Annotated in this window: 17 protein-coding genes; all 17 read left to right on the top strand. The window is 61.9% G+C overall.

The window, feature by feature from the left end; all coding sequences use genetic code 11:
* The 17 genes from CEG14_RS14890 to CEG14_RS14810 all read left to right on the top strand — a co-directional run bounded on the left by CEG14_RS14890 (window position 1) and on the right by CEG14_RS14810 (window position 16,367).
* Window positions 1-459 carry a terminase small subunit gene (locus tag CEG14_RS14890; protein ID WP_094827104.1) on the top strand — a complete coding sequence of 153 codons (459 nt, stop codon included), beginning with the start codon at window positions 1-3 and terminating at the stop codon, window positions 457-459.
* 3 nt (window positions 460-462) lie between these two features.
* On the top strand, window positions 463-2,178 hold the full coding sequence (locus CEG14_RS14885; RefSeq protein ID WP_094827103.1) for a terminase large subunit: 1,716 nt from the start codon (window positions 463-465) through the stop codon (window positions 2,176-2,178).
* Window positions 2,175-2,369 carry a hypothetical protein gene (locus CEG14_RS14880; protein WP_094827102.1) on the top strand — a complete coding sequence of 65 codons (195 nt, stop codon included), beginning with the start codon at window positions 2,175-2,177 and terminating at the stop codon, window positions 2,367-2,369. Before CEG14_RS14885 ends, CEG14_RS14880 begins: the two co-directional genes overlap by 4 nt.
* Window positions 2,370-2,371: 2 nt before the next feature.
* Window positions 2,372-3,625 (top strand): phage portal protein, encoded by a 1,254-nt coding sequence (locus CEG14_RS14875; protein ID WP_256985718.1) that lies wholly within the window; start codon window positions 2,372-2,374, stop codon window positions 3,623-3,625.
* Window positions 3,622-4,572 carry a S49 family peptidase gene (locus tag CEG14_RS14870; RefSeq protein WP_094827100.1) on the top strand — a complete coding sequence of 317 codons (951 nt, stop codon included), beginning with the start codon at window positions 3,622-3,624 and terminating at the stop codon, window positions 4,570-4,572. The genes CEG14_RS14875 and CEG14_RS14870 overlap by 4 nt, the downstream gene beginning before the upstream one ends.
* Before the next feature lie 63 nt (window positions 4,573-4,635).
* Window positions 4,636-5,955 (top strand): phage major capsid protein, encoded by a 1,320-nt coding sequence (locus CEG14_RS14865; RefSeq protein WP_094827099.1) that lies wholly within the window; start codon window positions 4,636-4,638, stop codon window positions 5,953-5,955.
* A 59-nt stretch (window positions 5,956-6,014) separates the two neighbouring features.
* Complete coding sequence (locus tag CEG14_RS14860; RefSeq protein ID WP_094827098.1) at window positions 6,015-6,236, top strand: hypothetical protein; 222 nt, start codon at window positions 6,015-6,017, stop codon at window positions 6,234-6,236.
* Between the two features lie 2 nt (window positions 6,237-6,238).
* Window positions 6,239-6,775 carry a head-tail connector protein gene (locus CEG14_RS14855; RefSeq protein WP_094827097.1) on the top strand — a complete coding sequence of 179 codons (537 nt, stop codon included), beginning with the start codon at window positions 6,239-6,241 and terminating at the stop codon, window positions 6,773-6,775.
* Window position 6,776: 1 nt separating this feature from the next.
* Entirely contained in the window at window positions 6,777-7,115 is a 339-nt protein-coding gene (locus CEG14_RS14850; protein WP_094827096.1) for a phage head closure protein, read from the top strand.
* The gene (locus CEG14_RS14845; RefSeq protein ID WP_094827095.1) at window positions 7,112-7,621 is read left to right on the top strand and encodes an HK97 gp10 family phage protein; all 510 of its coding nucleotides are present in this window, start codon (window positions 7,112-7,114) and stop codon (window positions 7,619-7,621) included. The genes CEG14_RS14850 and CEG14_RS14845 overlap by 4 nt, the downstream gene beginning before the upstream one ends.
* A complete protein-coding gene (locus CEG14_RS14840) occupies window positions 7,614-7,967 on the top strand; it encodes a DUF3168 domain-containing protein (RefSeq protein WP_094827094.1) in 354 nt (117 codons plus the stop codon). The genes CEG14_RS14845 and CEG14_RS14840 overlap by 8 nt, the downstream gene beginning before the upstream one ends.
* Window positions 7,964-8,404 carry a hypothetical protein gene (locus CEG14_RS14835; RefSeq protein WP_094827093.1) on the top strand — a complete coding sequence of 147 codons (441 nt, stop codon included), beginning with the start codon at window positions 7,964-7,966 and terminating at the stop codon, window positions 8,402-8,404. The genes CEG14_RS14840 and CEG14_RS14835 overlap by 4 nt, the downstream gene beginning before the upstream one ends.
* A gap of 82 nt (window positions 8,405-8,486) precedes the next feature.
* The gene (locus tag CEG14_RS14830; RefSeq protein ID WP_094827092.1) at window positions 8,487-9,134 is read left to right on the top strand and encodes a phage tail protein; all 648 of its coding nucleotides are present in this window, start codon (window positions 8,487-8,489) and stop codon (window positions 9,132-9,134) included.
* Between the two features lie 79 nt (window positions 9,135-9,213).
* Window positions 9,214-9,537, top strand: coding sequence for a phage tail assembly chaperone (locus tag CEG14_RS14825; protein ID WP_094827091.1), 324 nt, complete (start codon window positions 9,214-9,216; stop codon window positions 9,535-9,537).
* Window positions 9,534-9,845, top strand: a complete 312-nt coding sequence (locus CEG14_RS14820) for a DUF1799 domain-containing protein (RefSeq protein WP_306437035.1) — start codon at window positions 9,534-9,536, stop codon at window positions 9,843-9,845. The genes CEG14_RS14825 and CEG14_RS14820 overlap by 4 nt, the downstream gene beginning before the upstream one ends.
* A 28-nt stretch (window positions 9,846-9,873) precedes the next feature.
* Window positions 9,874-15,480, top strand: a complete 5,607-nt coding sequence (locus CEG14_RS14815) for a phage tail tape measure protein (RefSeq protein ID WP_094827089.1) — start codon at window positions 9,874-9,876, stop codon at window positions 15,478-15,480.
* Complete coding sequence (locus CEG14_RS14810) at window positions 15,477-16,367, top strand: hypothetical protein (RefSeq protein WP_094827088.1); 891 nt, start codon at window positions 15,477-15,479, stop codon at window positions 16,365-16,367. Before CEG14_RS14815 ends, CEG14_RS14810 begins: the two co-directional genes overlap by 4 nt.
* Window position 16,368: the final 1 nt, after the last annotated feature.

Genomic DNA, 16,368 nt, shown 5'->3' with positions numbered 1-16,368 from the left:
ATGGCATTAACCGACAAAAAACGCCGCTTCGTGCAGGCGTTGCAGTCGGGCCTGTCCGGTGCGAAAGCCGCTATCCACGCGGGTTACAGCGAAAAAGGGGCGGCCGTTGCAGCGTCCCGCCTGATGAAGGACAAGGATGTAGTTGCAGCCCTCGGGCGTGTTAACGAGGTTAACAAACTGAAGGAGCAGGCTGCGGCCGAAGGGCGCTCTGTTGAACTGCCCGATTTGGGCAAGCTGTACTCCGATCCGCTGGAGTTCTTGAAGGCGGTTGCGAACGACCCTGAGCAGGATATGAAGCTGCGGGTTGATGCCGCGAAAGCCTGGGTGCCCTATGTGCACGGAAAGATTGGCGAGCAAGGAAAGAAAGACGCGAAAAAGCAGGCTGCGAAGGCCGCAACAGGTGGGCGATTTGCGCCGTCGTCGCCGCCGACACATTTGCGCGTTGTCGGAAAAGGGTAAGCGATGACGGCAACGACGGCATGTGTTGATTGGGCGGATCGACTGGTTGCGCGGAAGTCGATCATTCCGCCGCCCATCTACGCCGACCAGGCGGAGTACGCCCTGGGGATATTCAAGCAGCTGAAAGTCGTAGATCTGCCGAAAGTCTATGACGAGGCTATTGACGAGTGGCGTCCGCCGACGTTCGGTGAGTGTTCGGAAGAATGGGTGTTCGACTTTGTGCGAGCCATCTTTGGGGCTTATGACGCGGAGACGGGGCGGCAGTTGATCCGAGAGTACGGGCTGCTGATCAGCAAGAAGAACACGAAATCCACGATTGCCGCGGGCACCATGCTCACGGCTCTCATCATGTGTTGGCGCGAGGAGGAGGAGCATCTGATCCTGGCGCCGACGAAGGAAGTTGCCGACAACAGCTTCAAGCCTGCGGCAGCGATGGTGCGCGCCGACGAGGAACTGTCGGATATGTTTCACATTCAGGAGCACGTACGCACTATCACTCATCGGGGTAACCGGAACTGCCTGAAGGTGGTGGCGGCGGACACCGATACGGTGTCCGGAAAAAAGGCGGGACGTGTCCTTGTGGACGAGCTGTGGGTATTCGGAAAACGCCCGAATGCAGCGGCAATGTTCCTCGAAGCCTTGGGCGGGCAGCCCTCGCGCGACGAAGGCTGGGTGATCTACCTCACTACTCAGAGTGACGAACCGCCGGCTGGCGTGTTCAAGGAAAAGCTCACCTACTGGCGCGATGTGCGCGACGGCAAGGTGGATGACTCCAAGACGCTTCCGATCCTATTCGAGTTCCCGCGGGCAATGCTCGAGGAGAAGCAGTATCTCGATCCTGCCAACTTCTACATCACGAACCCCAACCTGGGTAAATCCGTAAACGCTGAATGGCTCTCGGACCAGCTCAAGCTGATGCGTGCGCGCACGGATGGAGCGTTCCAGCAGTTCTTGGCAAAGCATCTGAACGTCGAGATTGGGTTGAATCTGCGCGCCGGCCGTTGGGTCGGATCCGAATTCTGGATTGGCGCCGCATTGGGAGAGCCAACGACATTAGAGGAGCTGCTAGATCGATGCGAGGTGGCAGTCTCCGGCATCGACGGCGGCGGTCTGGATGACTTGCTCGGGCTTGCCGTTGGCGGGCGCGAGCGCAGAACAAGACGCTGGCTGCACTGGGGGCGGGCGTGGGCACACTCCATTGCTCTGGAGCGGCGCAAGGAGATTGCGCCTCGACTGCGCGACTTCGAGCGCGATGGGGACCTTGTGATCGTGCAACAGCCAGGCGAGGACGTGTGGGAGGTGGCCGAGATCCTCTGCCAGGTACGCAGGTCGGGCCTTATGCCAGAGAAGATGGCAGTCGGAGTGGACGCCTCCGGAATTGGCGACATCGTGACGGAGCTGACGTCGCCCGACCGCGGGTTCCTCCCGGACGAGATTATTGCCATCTCGCAGGGGTGGCGCCTCAATGGCGCCATCAAGACGGCGGAGCGCAAACTCGCGGGCGGCGATTTGCTGCACTGCGGCCAAGCCCTGATGGCGTGGTGTGTATCTAACGCGATGACCGCCCAGGCAGGAAACGCCGTTTACGTCTCTAAGGCGGTGAGCGGCACCGCGAAGATCGACCCCTTGATGGCATTCTTCAACATGGTTTCTCTGCTCAACCTCAATCCGGTGGCGGCTCGGCGCAAGAGCATTTATGACGAGGGGGTAGGGTTATGAGCCGTTTGGAGCTGCTGGCCGGCGTGGTGGGCGTACTGGGCTTCGCTGCGTTGCTGGTCGGCGTGGCGATGATTTACATCCCGGCGGCGTACATCGTTGGTGGCGTCGGATTGATGGCCTGGGCGTGGCGGGCGGAATGGGCCGCGCAGGTGCGCATCGAGCAGGCCCACAGGCCAGCGGAAGGAGGGTAGACGTGGGATTGTTCTTCTACAAAGAGGCTGCAGCAAAGCAGACCCTTGGCAGTGGCGTCGGGTGGTCGCCCGGATTCATCGGTGGGCGGCGGTCGGCGTCGGGCGAACGCGTGAACGAACGTACCGCTCTGGCGCTGCCGATGATGCAAACCTGCGTCACGCTGCTGGCCGAAAGCATGGCGCAGCTGCCGCTGGAAATGTTCCGCCGCGTTGGCGAGGACAGCCGAAAGGCTGCCCGGGATCATCCTCTCTACGACGTTCTGAAGTACAGGCCGAACCCGTGGCAGACCCCGTTTGATCGGATGGAGCTTGCCCAAGGACATGCAGGGCTGCGTGGCAACGCCTTCACCTACATCGACCGCGACGGGCGTGGCCGCATTCAGAATCTCTACCCGCTGAGCAGCGACAACGTTTCTGTGTTGATCGGCGCTGACAGACGGCCGTTTTACAAAGTGGGATCCCAAGCGGCCCTGAGCCAAGAGCATATCCACCACGTCCGGTGGTTTTCCGTGGACGGCTACACCGGACTCTCCCCGGTAATGCTGCATGCCGACAGCATCGGCCACACCCAGGCGCTGAGCGAGTATGCCAGCAAGTCGTTCCGGCATGGGACTGCGCTTTCGGGTGTGCTGGAGCGGCCAAAGGAGGCGCCCGCCATCGAAAGCCAGGCAGGCGTTGACCGCATCACAGAAGACTGGATGTCAAAGTTCGGGGGCGCCGCGAACGCGGGCAAGGTGGCGTTGCTGCAAGAAGGCATGACATTCAAGCCGCTCGTGCCGAACAACGTCGACGCCGACCTTGTCGCGGCGTTGAACCTGACAGACCTGAGCATGGCTCGAATCTACAAGGTGCCTTTGCCGATGACTGGCAGCATGGAAGGGGCAACTTACAACAACGTCGAGAACCTCCAGATTCAGTACGTTATCTACTGCCTCATGCCATGGGTCCGCCGCCACGAGCAGGCCATGATGCGCGACTTGCTCTCTGGCGCAGAGCGGCGCGAGTACTACATCGAGTTCAACGTCGCCGGCTTACTCCGCGGCAACACCGCCGCGCGATATGCGGCTTACGCGGTGGGGCGTCAGTGGGGCTGGCTTTCGATCAACGACATTCGACGCCTGGAGAACCTTCCACCGGTTCCTGGTGGGGACGTATATCTGCATCCGCTCAACATGGTGGACGCGACGAAGCCGATCCCAGCGCAGGGAGGGGCTGATCCGAAAGCGGTCGAAGAGATCGCAAAGGTACTTTCGTGAAGAACTATCACCGCTTGGCAAGCATGATCTTTAATCAGCCGATGGCTGTGACCGATCAAATGCTGGATCTGGGCGTGGCCTGGGCAAACCGGGCCATGAACCTAAACATCATCAATCTGCCCTCCGCGCGGCTGGCAGAGCCGCAGAGCTACTACGACGATTCCGAGCCCCGGGCGGAAACGCCTGGCGAGCGTCGCCGCCGTGCCGCGAGCGAGACGGGAGTGTATGTGTTGCCGGTTCACGGGCTGTTGGTTTCGCGGGAAGCGCACTTGCAGATGTGCGAAACGATGACCAGCTACGAGGATATCCGCACATCGTTCCGCGCGGCTATCGCCGATCCTGCAGTGAGCCATATCGTGATGGACGTGGACAGTCCCGGAGGCAGCGCGCTGGGCTGCGGGGAGCTGGCAGAAGAAATCTACGCAGCTCGGTCGATCAAGCCCATTACCGCGATTGCCAATTTCAGCGCTTACTCTGCCGCCTACTGGATCGCAAGCGCAGCTTCGACGCTGATCGTGAGCCAGACGTCCGGGGTCGGTTCTATCGGAGTGATCGCGCGCCACCTCGACCTGAGCGCAAAGCTCCAGGCGGAAGGCGTCAAGATTACCCCCGTGTTCGCTGGCGCGCGCAAGAATGATCTGAACTCCGCTGAGCCGGCCAGCGTGGAGGCCCTGGGCTTCCTGCACGGGATGGTGCAGGACATGTACGAGCAGTTCACCGAGGCTGTGGCACGCAACCGAGGGCAATCTGTAGCGACCATCCGAGAAACCGAGGCGGGCGTGTTTTTCGGCAAGAAAGCCGTCGCCCATGGACTGGCCGATCAGGTCGAGACGCCCCAGGTGGCGGTAGATCGGATAGCCGCCGATGCCCACGCCACGCGCCGTTCCGTATCGCATCGAAGCGTCTCGGCGCGAGCAGTCGCCGCGGACACTCAAAACAAACTTTGACCGCGTTCGCGGGAGAAACAAACCAGCCGCCTAAGGGCGGCTTTTTATTTGGAGTCGCATTACATGAAGATCCATGAAATCCGCAGCGAACGCGCCAAGGTCAACGACCAGATTCAGGCGCTGGCAAAGGTGGAGGCCGAGGGCGGCCAGCTGAGCGTCGAGCAGCTCGCGCAGTTCGATGCACTGCAGACGCAGTTCGAGGCGTTCACCAAGCAGATCGAACGGGCAGAGGCCGCCGACCGCGCGGCCGCCTCGACCGCGCAGCCGGCACAAGGCCTGGAGGCGCTCGGCGCCAGCCGCACCGTGCCCGTTCAACCGCGCACGCCCGACGTGCCCGGCGCCCAGGTCGCGCAGATGGTTCGCGTGCTGGCTGCGTCCCGTGGCGACAATCGCGCCGCGGCCCAGCTCGCGTTGGATCGCGGCTACGGCGAGCATGTCGCCGCCTCCCTCAATACCCTGGACCCCGCGGCGGGCGGTGTGCTCGTCCCGACCAATCTTTCGTCCGAGGTGATCGAGCTTCTGCGGCCGAAGGCGGTGGTGCGCAAGCTGGGCGCGCAGCCCATGCCGCTCGTCAACGGCAACCTGACCATTCCGCGCCTGCGTGGCGGCGCCCAGGTGGGTTACATCGGTAGCGACACCGATATCCCGACGACCGGCGCCAGCTTCGATGACCTGAAGCTGAAGTCGAAGAAGATGGCCGCTATCGTCCCCATCAGCAATGACTTGCTGGCCTATTCCGGCAGCAATCCGAATGTGGACCGTCTGATCGTGAATGACCTCACCAACGCGGTGGCCGCGCGCGAGGACAAGGCGTTCATCCGTGACAACGGGGCCGGCGACCTGCCGAAGGGGATGCGCTTCTGGGCATTGCCCACCAACGTGATCCCGGCGCCCAGCCTCGCTTCGGTGTCCGATGCGGTGGAGCGGCTTCGTATCGTCGACACGGCACTCAACAGCATGATTCTGCTGCTGGAAATGGCGGACGCGAACCTGATCCAGCCTGGCTGGGTCATGTCGCCGCGCACGCTGCGCTTCCTGGGCAGCCTGCGCGATGGCAATGGCAACAAGGCCTATCCTGAAATCGACAACGGCCAGCTCAAAGGCTACCCGGTGGGCAAGACCACGCAGGTGCCGGTGAACCTCGGCGCCAACGGTAACGAGTCCGAGGTCTACTTCGCCGACTTCAACGATATGTTCATCGGGGAAGATGAGCAGTTCGCTCTGGCGTACAGCAGCGAGGCGACCTACAAGGACGCCGAAGGCGAGATCGTCTCCGCGTTCCAGCGTGACCAGACCCTGGTGCGCGTGATCTGCAAGCACGACTTCGGGCCGCGCCACGTCGAGTCGATCGCTGTGCTCGATAAGGTTGCCTGGGGCGCCTAAACCTAGGCGCGCCGGCCTCAACCCGGTGCGCTTCACTATCGCAACTAACAGGTGAGTTCATGGCAAAGAAGCACGTTATCAAGTTCATCAAAGCGGCCGGACCGTATACGCCCGGCGACATCGCTGGCTTCGACAGCGAAGAGCAGGCCGCCCGCTACGTGAAGGCCAAGGTGGCTGAAACCTACATCCCCGGCAAGGAAGACGGCGGCGACGAAAGCCAAGGCAAGCCGGCCGGCAAAGCAGGCGGTGCTGGCGCCGGTAAGCCGGCGGCGGGAGTTTAACGATGGCGGCGGTTCTGCTGGAGTTTCTCGCCGCCGAAGAACCGCTCAGCGTCGATCAAGTGAAGCTGCATTGCAAGATCGATCACGACGACGAAGACCTCATGTTGTCCAGCATCGTCATTCCTGCTGCGCGCCAACTGGCCGAGGCTCGGACCGGTGCTGCGCTTCGAATGGCGCGGTATCGTGAGCAACTGCCCAGTTTGACGAACTACCCGTTGTCGCTCGGGCAGGTAGTCGAAATTTGCGAGCTGAACGTGGGGGGCAAGTTGGTGCCAGCCGCTGCTTACACGCTCGCCGACTTGGGTACGGAGGCGCGTATTGATGCGCCAGGGTATGGCGGGCTTTCGGGCGTTGTGACATATCGCGCGGGAGTAGAGGACTTCGGCCGGATTCCATCGGTGGTGTCGTGGATGCTGTTGGCTTGCGGCTGGATGTACAAGCACCGGGCGCTGTTGGCGAAGGGCGAGGCAGTGCAAGAAATGCCGCGAAGCTTCACCGATTCGCTGCTGCTGCCCGTCACGCAGCCCCGGAGGTTCTGACATGGACGTCGGCAATCGAAACCAGCGCGTGCAAATCCTCTCGCGGGTGGAGGCGCGCGACGACGCCAACGATCTCGTCTACTCCTGGCAGCCCTTCGGAAACAGGATGTGGGCGAATATCCGCCATTCCTCCGGGCTCCAGCTGGTCAAGGCTGGGGCAGAGCGCGCTGTGGTCAAGGCTAGCGTGCGGGTTGCATACCGTCGTGACCTGGCGAGCGGAATGCGGCTGCAACACGGTCAGGACGTCTACGAGGTGGAGGCGGCGCTCAGAGACGAAGAGGAGCGGGAGCATACCGATTTGGTTTGCCGACTGCTCACGCCTGCCGAGGCGGAAGCATGACCAGGCGGCAGTATCGAGCCACTAAGACGCACAAACGAAATGAGGTCGGTTTCTCCTTCGAGGGGGATATTGCCAAGCAGGTTGCGTCATTTTTTGATGAGATCAAAGAAAAGGCAGTGCGCCCCGCAGTCCATGCGATGGCAGTCGTGCTGTATGACGAGATGCGCGAGCGTGTGCCTCTACGGCTTGGGACACTGCAATCGGCCATCTATCGATGGTTCGATGATGCGGCGTCTGGCCCAGACCGAAAGACCTACCTCGTCGGTGTGAACAAGAGAAAGGCTCCCCATTGGTGGCTGGTCGAGCACGGGCATTGGCGCAAGCACAAGATCAAGCGGTTGCCCGGCGGAGAATGGGTCACGATCAAGGACCAGCCGCTAAAGACGCCCGTGTTCGTGCCGGCGCAGCCCTATCTACGCGTATCCGTCGACGCCAAAATGCCAGAGGCGGTGAAGGCAGGGATGAACCGACTTGCAGAGAAAATTATGGAGGTGCGGAATGGTTGAGGCGAAGATCATCGCCGCCTTGGGGCCTCTGGTAAACGACCGCGTCTATCCGGATACGGCCACAGCAGATACGCCGCTGCCTTTCATTACTTTTCAGCGAGCAGGCGGTGCCCCGTTGGTTTATGTCGATGGCACGCTCCCCGACAAGGCCAACGCCAGGATGCAGATCAATGTGTGGGGCAAGGGGCGGGCGGAGGTGTCTCGCGTCATGGCTGCGGTAGAGGAGGCCTTGTGCTCTGCGCCGGCGTTCGGCTTACCGTTGGGCGGTCCGATCGATCGTAGCGACGAGCTGACCGGCTTCAAAGGCGCCCAACAGGACTTCAGCATTTGGTACGAAAGATCATGACTACCCCGAGTCTCCTTCTCAATGCGCGCCTGTGGATCTCGGCAGCCCTGCCGGCTCAGAAGTCAGCTGCAGGGTTCGCGGCCCTACCATTCACCCAGGTACGCGGCTGCAAAGTCTTCGGCACGTTGGTGACTCAGTACCAGACCGCACCCTATATGCCCATCGGGGGCGAGACACCGTATCAGCGACGCGTAGGACGCGCGCCGGCATCGTGGAGCCTGGACCTGTATCGCATCAGTGATGCGGGTCAGGAGATGCTTGCGGCGGCAGTTGCCTCCGGCCAGGCCCACAGCTTTCAGTTGACGGTGCCGGGGTTCGGCGTTCATTACTTTTCGGCCGAGGTGTCTGGCCTCGGCCTTGCCCTAGGCGGTGCCGCGGCACTCGCTGAAATCAGTCTGTCGCTCGAGCTACGTTCGGAGATTCTGGCGCAATCCTGAGCAACACCACGCCCTGCGAGGGGCACCCACAACACAGCCCGCCGCCTGGCGGGTTTTTTTCGTCTATCGATAAGGAGCCAACATGGCTGTTTCCCTTCCCAATGGTGTCATTCTGTCGCTCGCCACCGGCTACGGTGCCGTGAAGCCGGTCACCGGCATCACCAACGCCACTCCCGCGGTGCTGACCAGTGCGGCGCATGGCCTCGCTGCGAATGCGCTGATCGAGCTGAAGTCCGGGTGGCAGAAACTCAACGAGCGCATCTTCCGTGTCGCGGACCCGGCTGCGGGCTCGTTCGCCCTCGCCGGCGCGGATACGCAGAGCGCCGTCCAGTTCCCGGCTGGCACCGGCAATGGCAGCCTGCGCGAGATCACCGCGTTCACGCAGATCACGCAGGTCCTGGAGACGTCCACCTCCGGCGGCGAAATGCAGTTCGCGACGTACAGCTTCCTCGAAAACGACTTCGAGGCGCAGATCCCGACGCAGGCGAGCGCTCAGTCCCTGACGTTCACCATCGCCGACGATCCGTCGCTGCCGGGCTACAAGGCGCTCCAGGCCGCCGCCGAGGCGCGCGACGTGCGCGCCCTTCGCATCGCTTTCCCGAATGGATCGGTGCTTCTCTACAACGGCTATGTGTCGTTCAACGAAACGCCCTCGATGACCAAGGGCGAAGTGATGGGCGTGCAAGCCACTTTCTCGCTGCTGTCGCGGCCGGTGCGCTACGCCGCCTAATCGAGCCGCTCGGTATTAGCCGGTCCTGAAACGGGGCCGGAAGACTTCACATCGATACACCATATACAGGAGCCACAACATGGCCGGCAAGACCAAATTCAGCCTCAAACCGAATCCCACCTTCAAGCTGGCGGTGCCTCTTCCGGTGCCCGGCGGTGGTTATTCGGCGGTCCAGTTCACCTTCAAACACCGGACGAAGGATGAGTTCAAGGACTTCATCGAGAACCAGATGACGGACATGGAAGACACGGAAATGGTGCTCGCAGTCGCCTCCGGCTGGGAGTTGGAGGAACCGTTCGACGAAGAGCACATCACCACGCTGGTGAACAATTACGTGGGCTCGGCTCGCGCGGTCTTCACCGCGTACATCGAAGAGCTGGCTAAGGCCCGCACGGGAAACTGATAGCCCTCGCCTCGGCCCTCTACGCCAAGGCGCCGAGTGTCGAGGAGCTAGCGGCCTTCGGTCTAACTGAGGAAGACGTGGCCGGCGATCCCGTCGAGATCTGGCCTGAGAACGAGCGCGCATTCGTGCTGTTCGTGGAGTTGCGCACTCAGTGGCGTGTGGGCATGGGCGGAGCTGTCGGCCTCGATTATGGCGTGATGTTCCACAAGATGGACCGAATGGGTTTGACGCTGGAAGAGTACGACGAGCTGGAAAGCCAGATGCGCGTGCTCGAAGGAGCGGCGTTGGAAGAGATGGCGAAGAAGTAGCCCGCAGCGCGGGAACGGGAGTATCACGATGTCGAACAAGACCGTCATTGCCGAAGGCGTAGTTGCGGTTTCCGGCGACGCCTCCGGGTTGACTGCGGCCATGGCCGAGGTGACGCAGGAGACGAACAAGGCGAAGAAGTCTCTGGAAAACCTAGGCCGCGGGGCATCGCAGAACCTGAACAAATCGGCCGACCAGACCGCACAGGCCGGTAAGAAGGTTGAGCGCGCTGCGCAAAGCCTCGTCCAGCAGATCGAGCGGCAGATTGCGGTGGCGCAATCCGGCGCTAAGGGGACTGCCGAGTACTACCAGGCTCTGGCGAGCCAGCGCGGCGTTGACGCGAATCTGCTCAAGCCGTACTTGGACCAGCTGAATACGGTGACCGAGCGGCAGAAGGTCGCCCGCGCAGCCCTGGAAAGCACTCAGCCGGTGATGGAGAATCTCGGCATGTCCGCCAAGGCGCTGAACGCCGCCACGCGGGGCTTGCCCGCACAGTTCACGGATATCGTTGTCTCGCTTCAAGGTGGGCAACGGCCGATGACGGTGTTGCTCCAGCAGGGCGGCCAGTTGAAGGACATGTTTGGCGGCATCGGGCCTGCCGCGCGAGCCATGGGCCAGTATGTCCTTGGCCTTCTCAACCCCATCACGCTGGTTGCCGGCGGAGTCGCACTCGTCGGTGCTGCGTGGTCGAAGGGAGCGGGAGAAGCTCAGGCGTTCAATCGCTCGTTGATCGAAACTGGCAACCAGGCAGGAGTGACTAGCGGCCGCCTTCAGGAAGCGTCTCGCCGTGTCGCTGAGGTGGCAGGCTCGCAGGCAAAGGCGGCCGCTACGCTTACCGTGTTTGCAGCCGGCGCGCGGACGGGGGCGGAGAACCTCGAACGATTCAGTTCCGCCGCCGTCGTGTGGGAGAGGGCCACGGGCACGGCAGTGGAAGACACGGCAAAGGCGTTCTCCGAGTTGGCCAAGGCGCCGCTTGCGGCCACCATGAAGCTGAACGAAGGGGCAAACTACGTCACCGCGAGCCTCTACGAGCAGATCCGTGCGCTGGTGCAACAGGGCAAGGCATCCGAAGCGGCCACGGTGGCCCAAAATGCATACGCCGAAGCGCTCCTGAGCCGCGGCCCACAGATTATGCAGAATCTGAGCCTGTGGGAGAAGGCTTGGAATGGCGTGAAAGGCGCCGCCAGCTCGGCGTGGGACGCAATGCTGGACGTGGGTCGCGAGACCACGCCGGAGGACCGTCTTGCGGCTGTGCAAAAGGAACTGGGGGAGATCGGCACGTCGTTCTTCCACAGCACGAGAGCAGCAAGGTTGCGCGCGCAGGAGGTCGGCTTGCGCGATCTGATCAAGTGGCAAAGTGCCGCGGCGCAAGCGGAAGCCGACCGCATGACGCAGACGAATCGCGCCCAGTTTCGGGACGAGTATCTCTCCAACGCCGACCGCAACACGAAGCCGCAACAACGCACGCTGGAGGTCGAGAAGGAGACGCAGGCCTTCCGGAAGGCGGTCGAAGGGCTGAAGGAGGGGACGGAGGAATACCGGCGGGTGTATGCCGCCCATCAGACGGCGCTTGCAGCTATCGACAAAAAGTTCGAGGACAAGGACGGCAACAAGGGGCCTTCCGGTGTGGAATCGGAGGTGGCCCGCCTTCGCGCACGCATCGCAGAAGAAAAGGCGCTTTCGGTCGAGCTGGCGCAGCGAGGTTTGCAGACCAGTAAGCTCAATGAGTTCGAACGCCGCTCGGCGGAGATTGGAGAACTGCTCTCTGGCAAGCTCAAGGCTCAAGTTCGGGCGAACTATGAACGTACTAAGGCGCTACTCGATGAGGCCGGTGCGTTGGTGCGGGCGAACGCAGAAATGCAGGAGTTTCAACAGGCCAGGGAGAAGTACCTTTCCGGACTGCAGGAAGGGATTGCGAAGATCAGCCAGGAGGCCGAAGCCATCGAGGATCAAGTATCCACGTATGGCATGAGTAAAAGTGCCCTTGAGGCCCTGGAGATCGCCCGCCTCCGGGAGCGGCGTGCAGCGCTTGAAGGGTTCGACGGTGCCTCCCGCGAGATCGAACTGATAGAACAGGAGATCGATGCGCGCACGCGCTTGAGCCAGGCGATTCAGGCGAAGGACGTGAAGGACGCTCAAAAGAAGGTTGCACAAGAGGCAGCGCAAGACTGGGCGCGTTCGGTGGACAAGGTGGGCGACGTCTTCCGGCAGGGCTTCGCGGACATGCTCAACGACGGCAAGAACGGCTGGAAGTCGTTCACAAAGTCACTGGTCACCACATTTAAAACGATGGTTGCCGACCAAATCTACCGCATGTTTGCGCAGCCGTTCGTAGCGACGATCATGGCAAACGTGGCTGGGGTGTTCGGCGGAGGGGGCGCGGCGGGCGCCCTAGGTGGCTCTACCAGCAATAGCGCGCTCAGCGGCGGGCTTGGATTGATGAACTACATCACCCTGGCCCGTACCGCCTACAGCGCGCTGACCGGGGGAATCACCTCGACACTCGCGTCAAGTATCTCGTCCATCGGCAGTGCCATTGGCTCGTCGGCTGCACAGCAGTTCGCCCTTGGCATGACGGGCCAGGGCGCCACGCTTGCCTCGGGGCTCGCTGGCCCGACCACGGCAAATAGCGTAGCAGCTGGTGCCGGATCGATGTTCGCGAGTGCGATCCCGGTGGCTGGGTGGATCGCCGCGGGCGCCATGGTCAACCGGTCCCTCTATAAGCAAGGATGGGACGCCGGTAACGGCACGATGGCGCCCATAGCGAAATACAACATGCTCACGGGTCCGTCCTTGTGGACCGACAAAGCACTGCGGTCTATCGGCGTGAGCGGCGAGTGGGCTTCGATGCTGTCGGGTTCGTCGCTCATCGCTCGTGCGTTCGGCCGCGGCCCCAAGGAATACAAGGACACGACACTCGTCGGTGACTTCAATTCCCTGGGCTTCAATGGCTACACCAGCACGCCGTGGAAGCAGAAAGGAGGTTGGTTCCGCAGCAACAAGAGCGGTACGCAGGTAGGCGCACTTGGAGACTCGTTCTTGAGCGACGTTGCGCAGGCCTTCGAAGAGATGAAGGCGAACGCCTCTTCGCTGGCCGAGTCGATTGGCGTCTCCGGAGGCAAGCTTGACGGGTACAGCGAGACGATCCGCGTGACGCTGACCAAGGATCAGGCGGAGAACGAGCGTCTAATCCAAGAGGCAATCGCCAACGTTGGCGAGAACATGGTGCGTTACCTCATTCCGAATATCGGAGACTTCTCGAAAGAGGGTGAGGCGGCATCGGCTACCTTGTCGCGACTGTCGGCAAGTCTTGGGTCTGCCAATCGCGCTCTCAAACTGCTGGACCTAAAACTCTTTGACGTTTCTGTCGAGGGTGCAGGAGCCGCGGCCGCGCTCGTTGACGCGTTCGGCAGCATAGACGCGATGAGCCAGGCGACGGCGCAGTACTACCAGCTCTATTACACCGAGAGCGAGCGAGCGAAGCTGAGCCTGGCGGACATGGCCGACGTTCTGAAGAAGGTCAACGTCACCGTACCCAACACGATGGATGAGTTGCGATCAATGGTTTCTGCACTCGATCTGACGACGCAGGCAGGTCGAGATGCATACGTCGCGTTGTTGGCAATCGCGCCGGAGTTCGCCGAAATTATCGAAGCCACGGCGCGGCGCGGCCAAGAGACCGCCGCTAAGCTTTTGGAGGCTTTCACTGGCCGCGGGGGCGTGGCAACGGCGCTCAATACGGTTGCACTTCAAGCGCTTTTGCTTAAGGAGAGTGCTTCCGGCGCCGGGGTGTCGCTAGGCCAGATTTCTCGCATCTTCCTCGACGCGGCGTCGGGACTTCTTGATTTCGCGTCCTCCGGCGGTGCGCTGGAAGGCACGCTCTCTGGCGCGCAGGAGGCTAGTCTGGGGCTCGTTGACGAGATCGAAGCGCTGCGTCTCGGCATCGGCGCAACCATCATCGATTTTGGTGGCCTTGCGGCAGCCTTGAAGGATGTTGACGCAGATGTGTTCGTAGCCGCAATGGGGGCGGTTTTTGAGCGATTGGCGGACCGCCTGCACGGTCTGCTGGATAGCATCGCGAACGAGCGTATTGCAGTCCGTCAGGCGGCCCAGGATATCTTGGATCCTGCTGCAATGTCTCCTGCCGCGATCAAGCGTGAGATCGAGGGCATCGATACGGCACTGCCGAGTAACACCGCTCTGGTCTCCGCGGCGGGTGCGCTGACGGCGGCGGACGTGGAGGCCGCCAAGAAGCTTTCGGAGCGCAACGCCGCTGAGAAGGCATACACGAGCGTCAAAGACTCGTATGACGCCAAGCAGGGCGCAGTGACCGACGCGCAGCGTCGAGCGGACGAGGCTACCGCGTGGCTCGATAAGCTGCAATGGGACATCTACGCACCCAAAACGGTGCCCTATAAGAAGAAGAACTGGGCCGAGCTGGACGAAAAGCGCTCGATTGCCCAGGCCCAGTTGCCTGCCGCCCAGCAGGCATACGCTCAAGCTCAGGCCGCGCTCGCGGCTGCACAAGCCGCTGCCGCGATTGGGCCGACCGCCAGCGAGGTAACGAGGCTGCAGGAGCAGTATGCAGCGGCGGTGACGGCTGCCGCTAGCGCGCAGGCCGCGGCAACCGAGGCTGCAAACAAAGCGCGTGAAGAGCAGACTTCCTACGCCGACGCCTTGCAAGACTTTGCTCTTGATGCGACGAAGTCGGTTGGAAAGCTGGGTGAACTTCGTGCCGAGACCGTGCGCTATTACGAAGCACAGAAGGCGCTGGCAGAGTTGCTCGCGGAAGGCGCGACAGGCCTGCGAAAGTCCATTAAGGACTATCGATATGGCCTGTTGGATTCGGACGAGAAGTTCGCGCAAATGCAGGGTGAGTTCGCCCAAGCATATGCGAAGGCGATGGGAGCGGACGGCGAGTCGCTTGCCGGCTACGCCGGCGACCTGAACGCGCTTCTGGGGCCGATGCTCGAGGCGGCTGGCGGTGCGTTCTCCTCGGAGGCGCAGTACCAGGCTTTCGTCGCTACCGCGCTGGCGCGAGCTGAGGCGGTAGCTGGTCGGATGGGGGACGTGGCGCCGAAGGACTACCAGAAGGAAAGCTTGGATTTGCTTGGGCAGATCGATGCCACCCTTGCAGAGCTGGAGAAGTCGGCGCTCACCGGCGATCAGGTGATTACCAGCGCCATCAACGCAAGCCGGGATGCCACTGTCAACGGCTTGCGCCAGGTAGTGAACGCCTTGGCGGGCAACAGCGTAGCCGCATTCGCGTCGGGCGGGATGCATTCGGGGGGGCTGCGCCTGGTCGGCGAGCAGGGACCGGAGCTGGAGGTAACCGGCCCGTCGCGCATTTTCAGCGCTTCGCAGACCCGCAGCCTTTTGGCTGGGTCGGAAGATCAGGCGCGCGTGGTTGAAATGCTGCGAGCCCTAATTCAGGAGAACCAGGCGCTTCGGCAAGAGATGGAAAGCCTGCGTATTGAGGCGCGCGCTACGGCGAGCAACACGGCCAAAGCCGTGCGCCATCTTGATCGCATTGAGGCGGACGGATTGGTGGTGCGTCCGGATGCCGACGAGCCGCTTTTGGTTGTCGTGCATGGTGACGGGGCCGATGCGGTGCAGACCGAGGAGCAAACAGGATGAAGGTGATCAAGCCGGTGGTGATTGGGCCGGCGCAACTTGTCAGCTCCAACGTGCATGACGAGGATGTTCCGGCCTACGACGGGGGCACAGATTACCCGGTGGGGGCGAAAGTCGTTTTCGATGATGCCATCTATGAGTCGGTTCAGTCTCCTAACAAGGGCAATCAGCCGGGCCTGGCGCCGCTTTACTGGGCGGTGTCCGGTCCGACCAACCGATGGGCCATGTTCGACGGCGAGGTGAGCACCCAGACCGTCGGCGTGGACGAAATCCGTGTGGTGGTCAAACCTGGCTATGTGAATAGCCTGGCGCTGCTGGAATTGGACGCGCGAACGGTCGAGGTGGTAGGTACCAACGGCGAGGGTGGTGAAGAGATTTACCGAGCTAGCCGCGTGCTGGAAGGCTCGGTGGTCACGAACTGGTACGAGTATTTCTTCGAGCCGTTCTCCCAGCTATCGGAACTGGTGCTCGTGGACCTTCCGCCTTATGGATCGCTCCATTTGGACGTTCGCATTCGCGCCGCATTCGGCAATCCTGCTTGCGGCGAGATGGTGTGCGGGACGGCCTATGACCTGGGCGATTCCGAGCACGGCGGCTCGGTGGGAATCATCGACTACAGCAGAAAGGAAACCTCTGAATCGGGCCGTACGACGTTCCGCAAGCGGAGGTACTCCCGCCGTATGTCTCAGCGGCTATGGGTCGAGACAGCGCGCTTTGACGCCGTTTATCGCCTGCTGTCAGGACTGCGAGCTACGCCTTGTGTGTGGATCGGTTCGGATCGGCCTGAGTACGGCCCCTTGACGATCTATGGCTTCTACAAGGACTTCAGCATCGACGTCGCCTATCCGCTGATGAATTTCTGCAATCTTGAAATCGAAGGACTTACCTGAC

Source organism: Bordetella genomosp. 1 (assembly GCF_002261335.1).
GTDB lineage: Bacteria > Pseudomonadota > Gammaproteobacteria > Burkholderiales > Burkholderiaceae_B > Bordetella.
This window is presented reverse-complemented; position numbering and strand designations above follow the sequence as displayed.

Excerpts from the sequence above, each read along its gene's own strand:
- CEG14_RS14890 (WP_094827104.1), top strand. The coding sequence starts at position 1 with ATGGCATTAACCGACAAAAAACGCCGCTTCGTGCAGGCGTTGCAGTCG.
- CEG14_RS14885 (WP_094827103.1), top strand. The coding sequence starts at position 463 with ATGACGGCAACGACGGCATGTGTTGATTGGGCGGATCGACTGGTTGCG.
- CEG14_RS14880 (WP_094827102.1), top strand. The coding sequence starts at position 2,175 with ATGAGCCGTTTGGAGCTGCTGGCCGGCGTGGTGGGCGTACTGGGCTTC.
- CEG14_RS14865 (WP_094827099.1), top strand. The coding sequence starts at position 4,636 with ATGAAGATCCATGAAATCCGCAGCGAACGCGCCAAGGTCAACGACCAG.
- CEG14_RS14860 (WP_094827098.1), top strand. The coding sequence starts at position 6,015 with ATGGCAAAGAAGCACGTTATCAAGTTCATCAAAGCGGCCGGACCGTAT.
- CEG14_RS14855 (WP_094827097.1), top strand. The coding sequence starts at position 6,239 with ATGGCGGCGGTTCTGCTGGAGTTTCTCGCCGCCGAAGAACCGCTCAGC.
- CEG14_RS14850 (WP_094827096.1), top strand. The coding sequence starts at position 6,777 with ATGGACGTCGGCAATCGAAACCAGCGCGTGCAAATCCTCTCGCGGGTG.
- CEG14_RS14845 (WP_094827095.1), top strand. The coding sequence starts at position 7,112 with ATGACCAGGCGGCAGTATCGAGCCACTAAGACGCACAAACGAAATGAG.
- CEG14_RS14840 (WP_094827094.1), top strand. The coding sequence starts at position 7,614 with ATGGTTGAGGCGAAGATCATCGCCGCCTTGGGGCCTCTGGTAAACGAC.
- CEG14_RS14835 (WP_094827093.1), top strand. The coding sequence starts at position 7,964 with ATGACTACCCCGAGTCTCCTTCTCAATGCGCGCCTGTGGATCTCGGCA.
- CEG14_RS14830 (WP_094827092.1), top strand. The coding sequence starts at position 8,487 with ATGGCTGTTTCCCTTCCCAATGGTGTCATTCTGTCGCTCGCCACCGGC.
- CEG14_RS14825 (WP_094827091.1), top strand. The coding sequence starts at position 9,214 with ATGGCCGGCAAGACCAAATTCAGCCTCAAACCGAATCCCACCTTCAAG.
- CEG14_RS14815 (WP_094827089.1), top strand. The coding sequence starts at position 9,874 with ATGTCGAACAAGACCGTCATTGCCGAAGGCGTAGTTGCGGTTTCCGGC.
- CEG14_RS14810 (WP_094827088.1), top strand. The coding sequence starts at position 15,477 with ATGAAGGTGATCAAGCCGGTGGTGATTGGGCCGGCGCAACTTGTCAGC.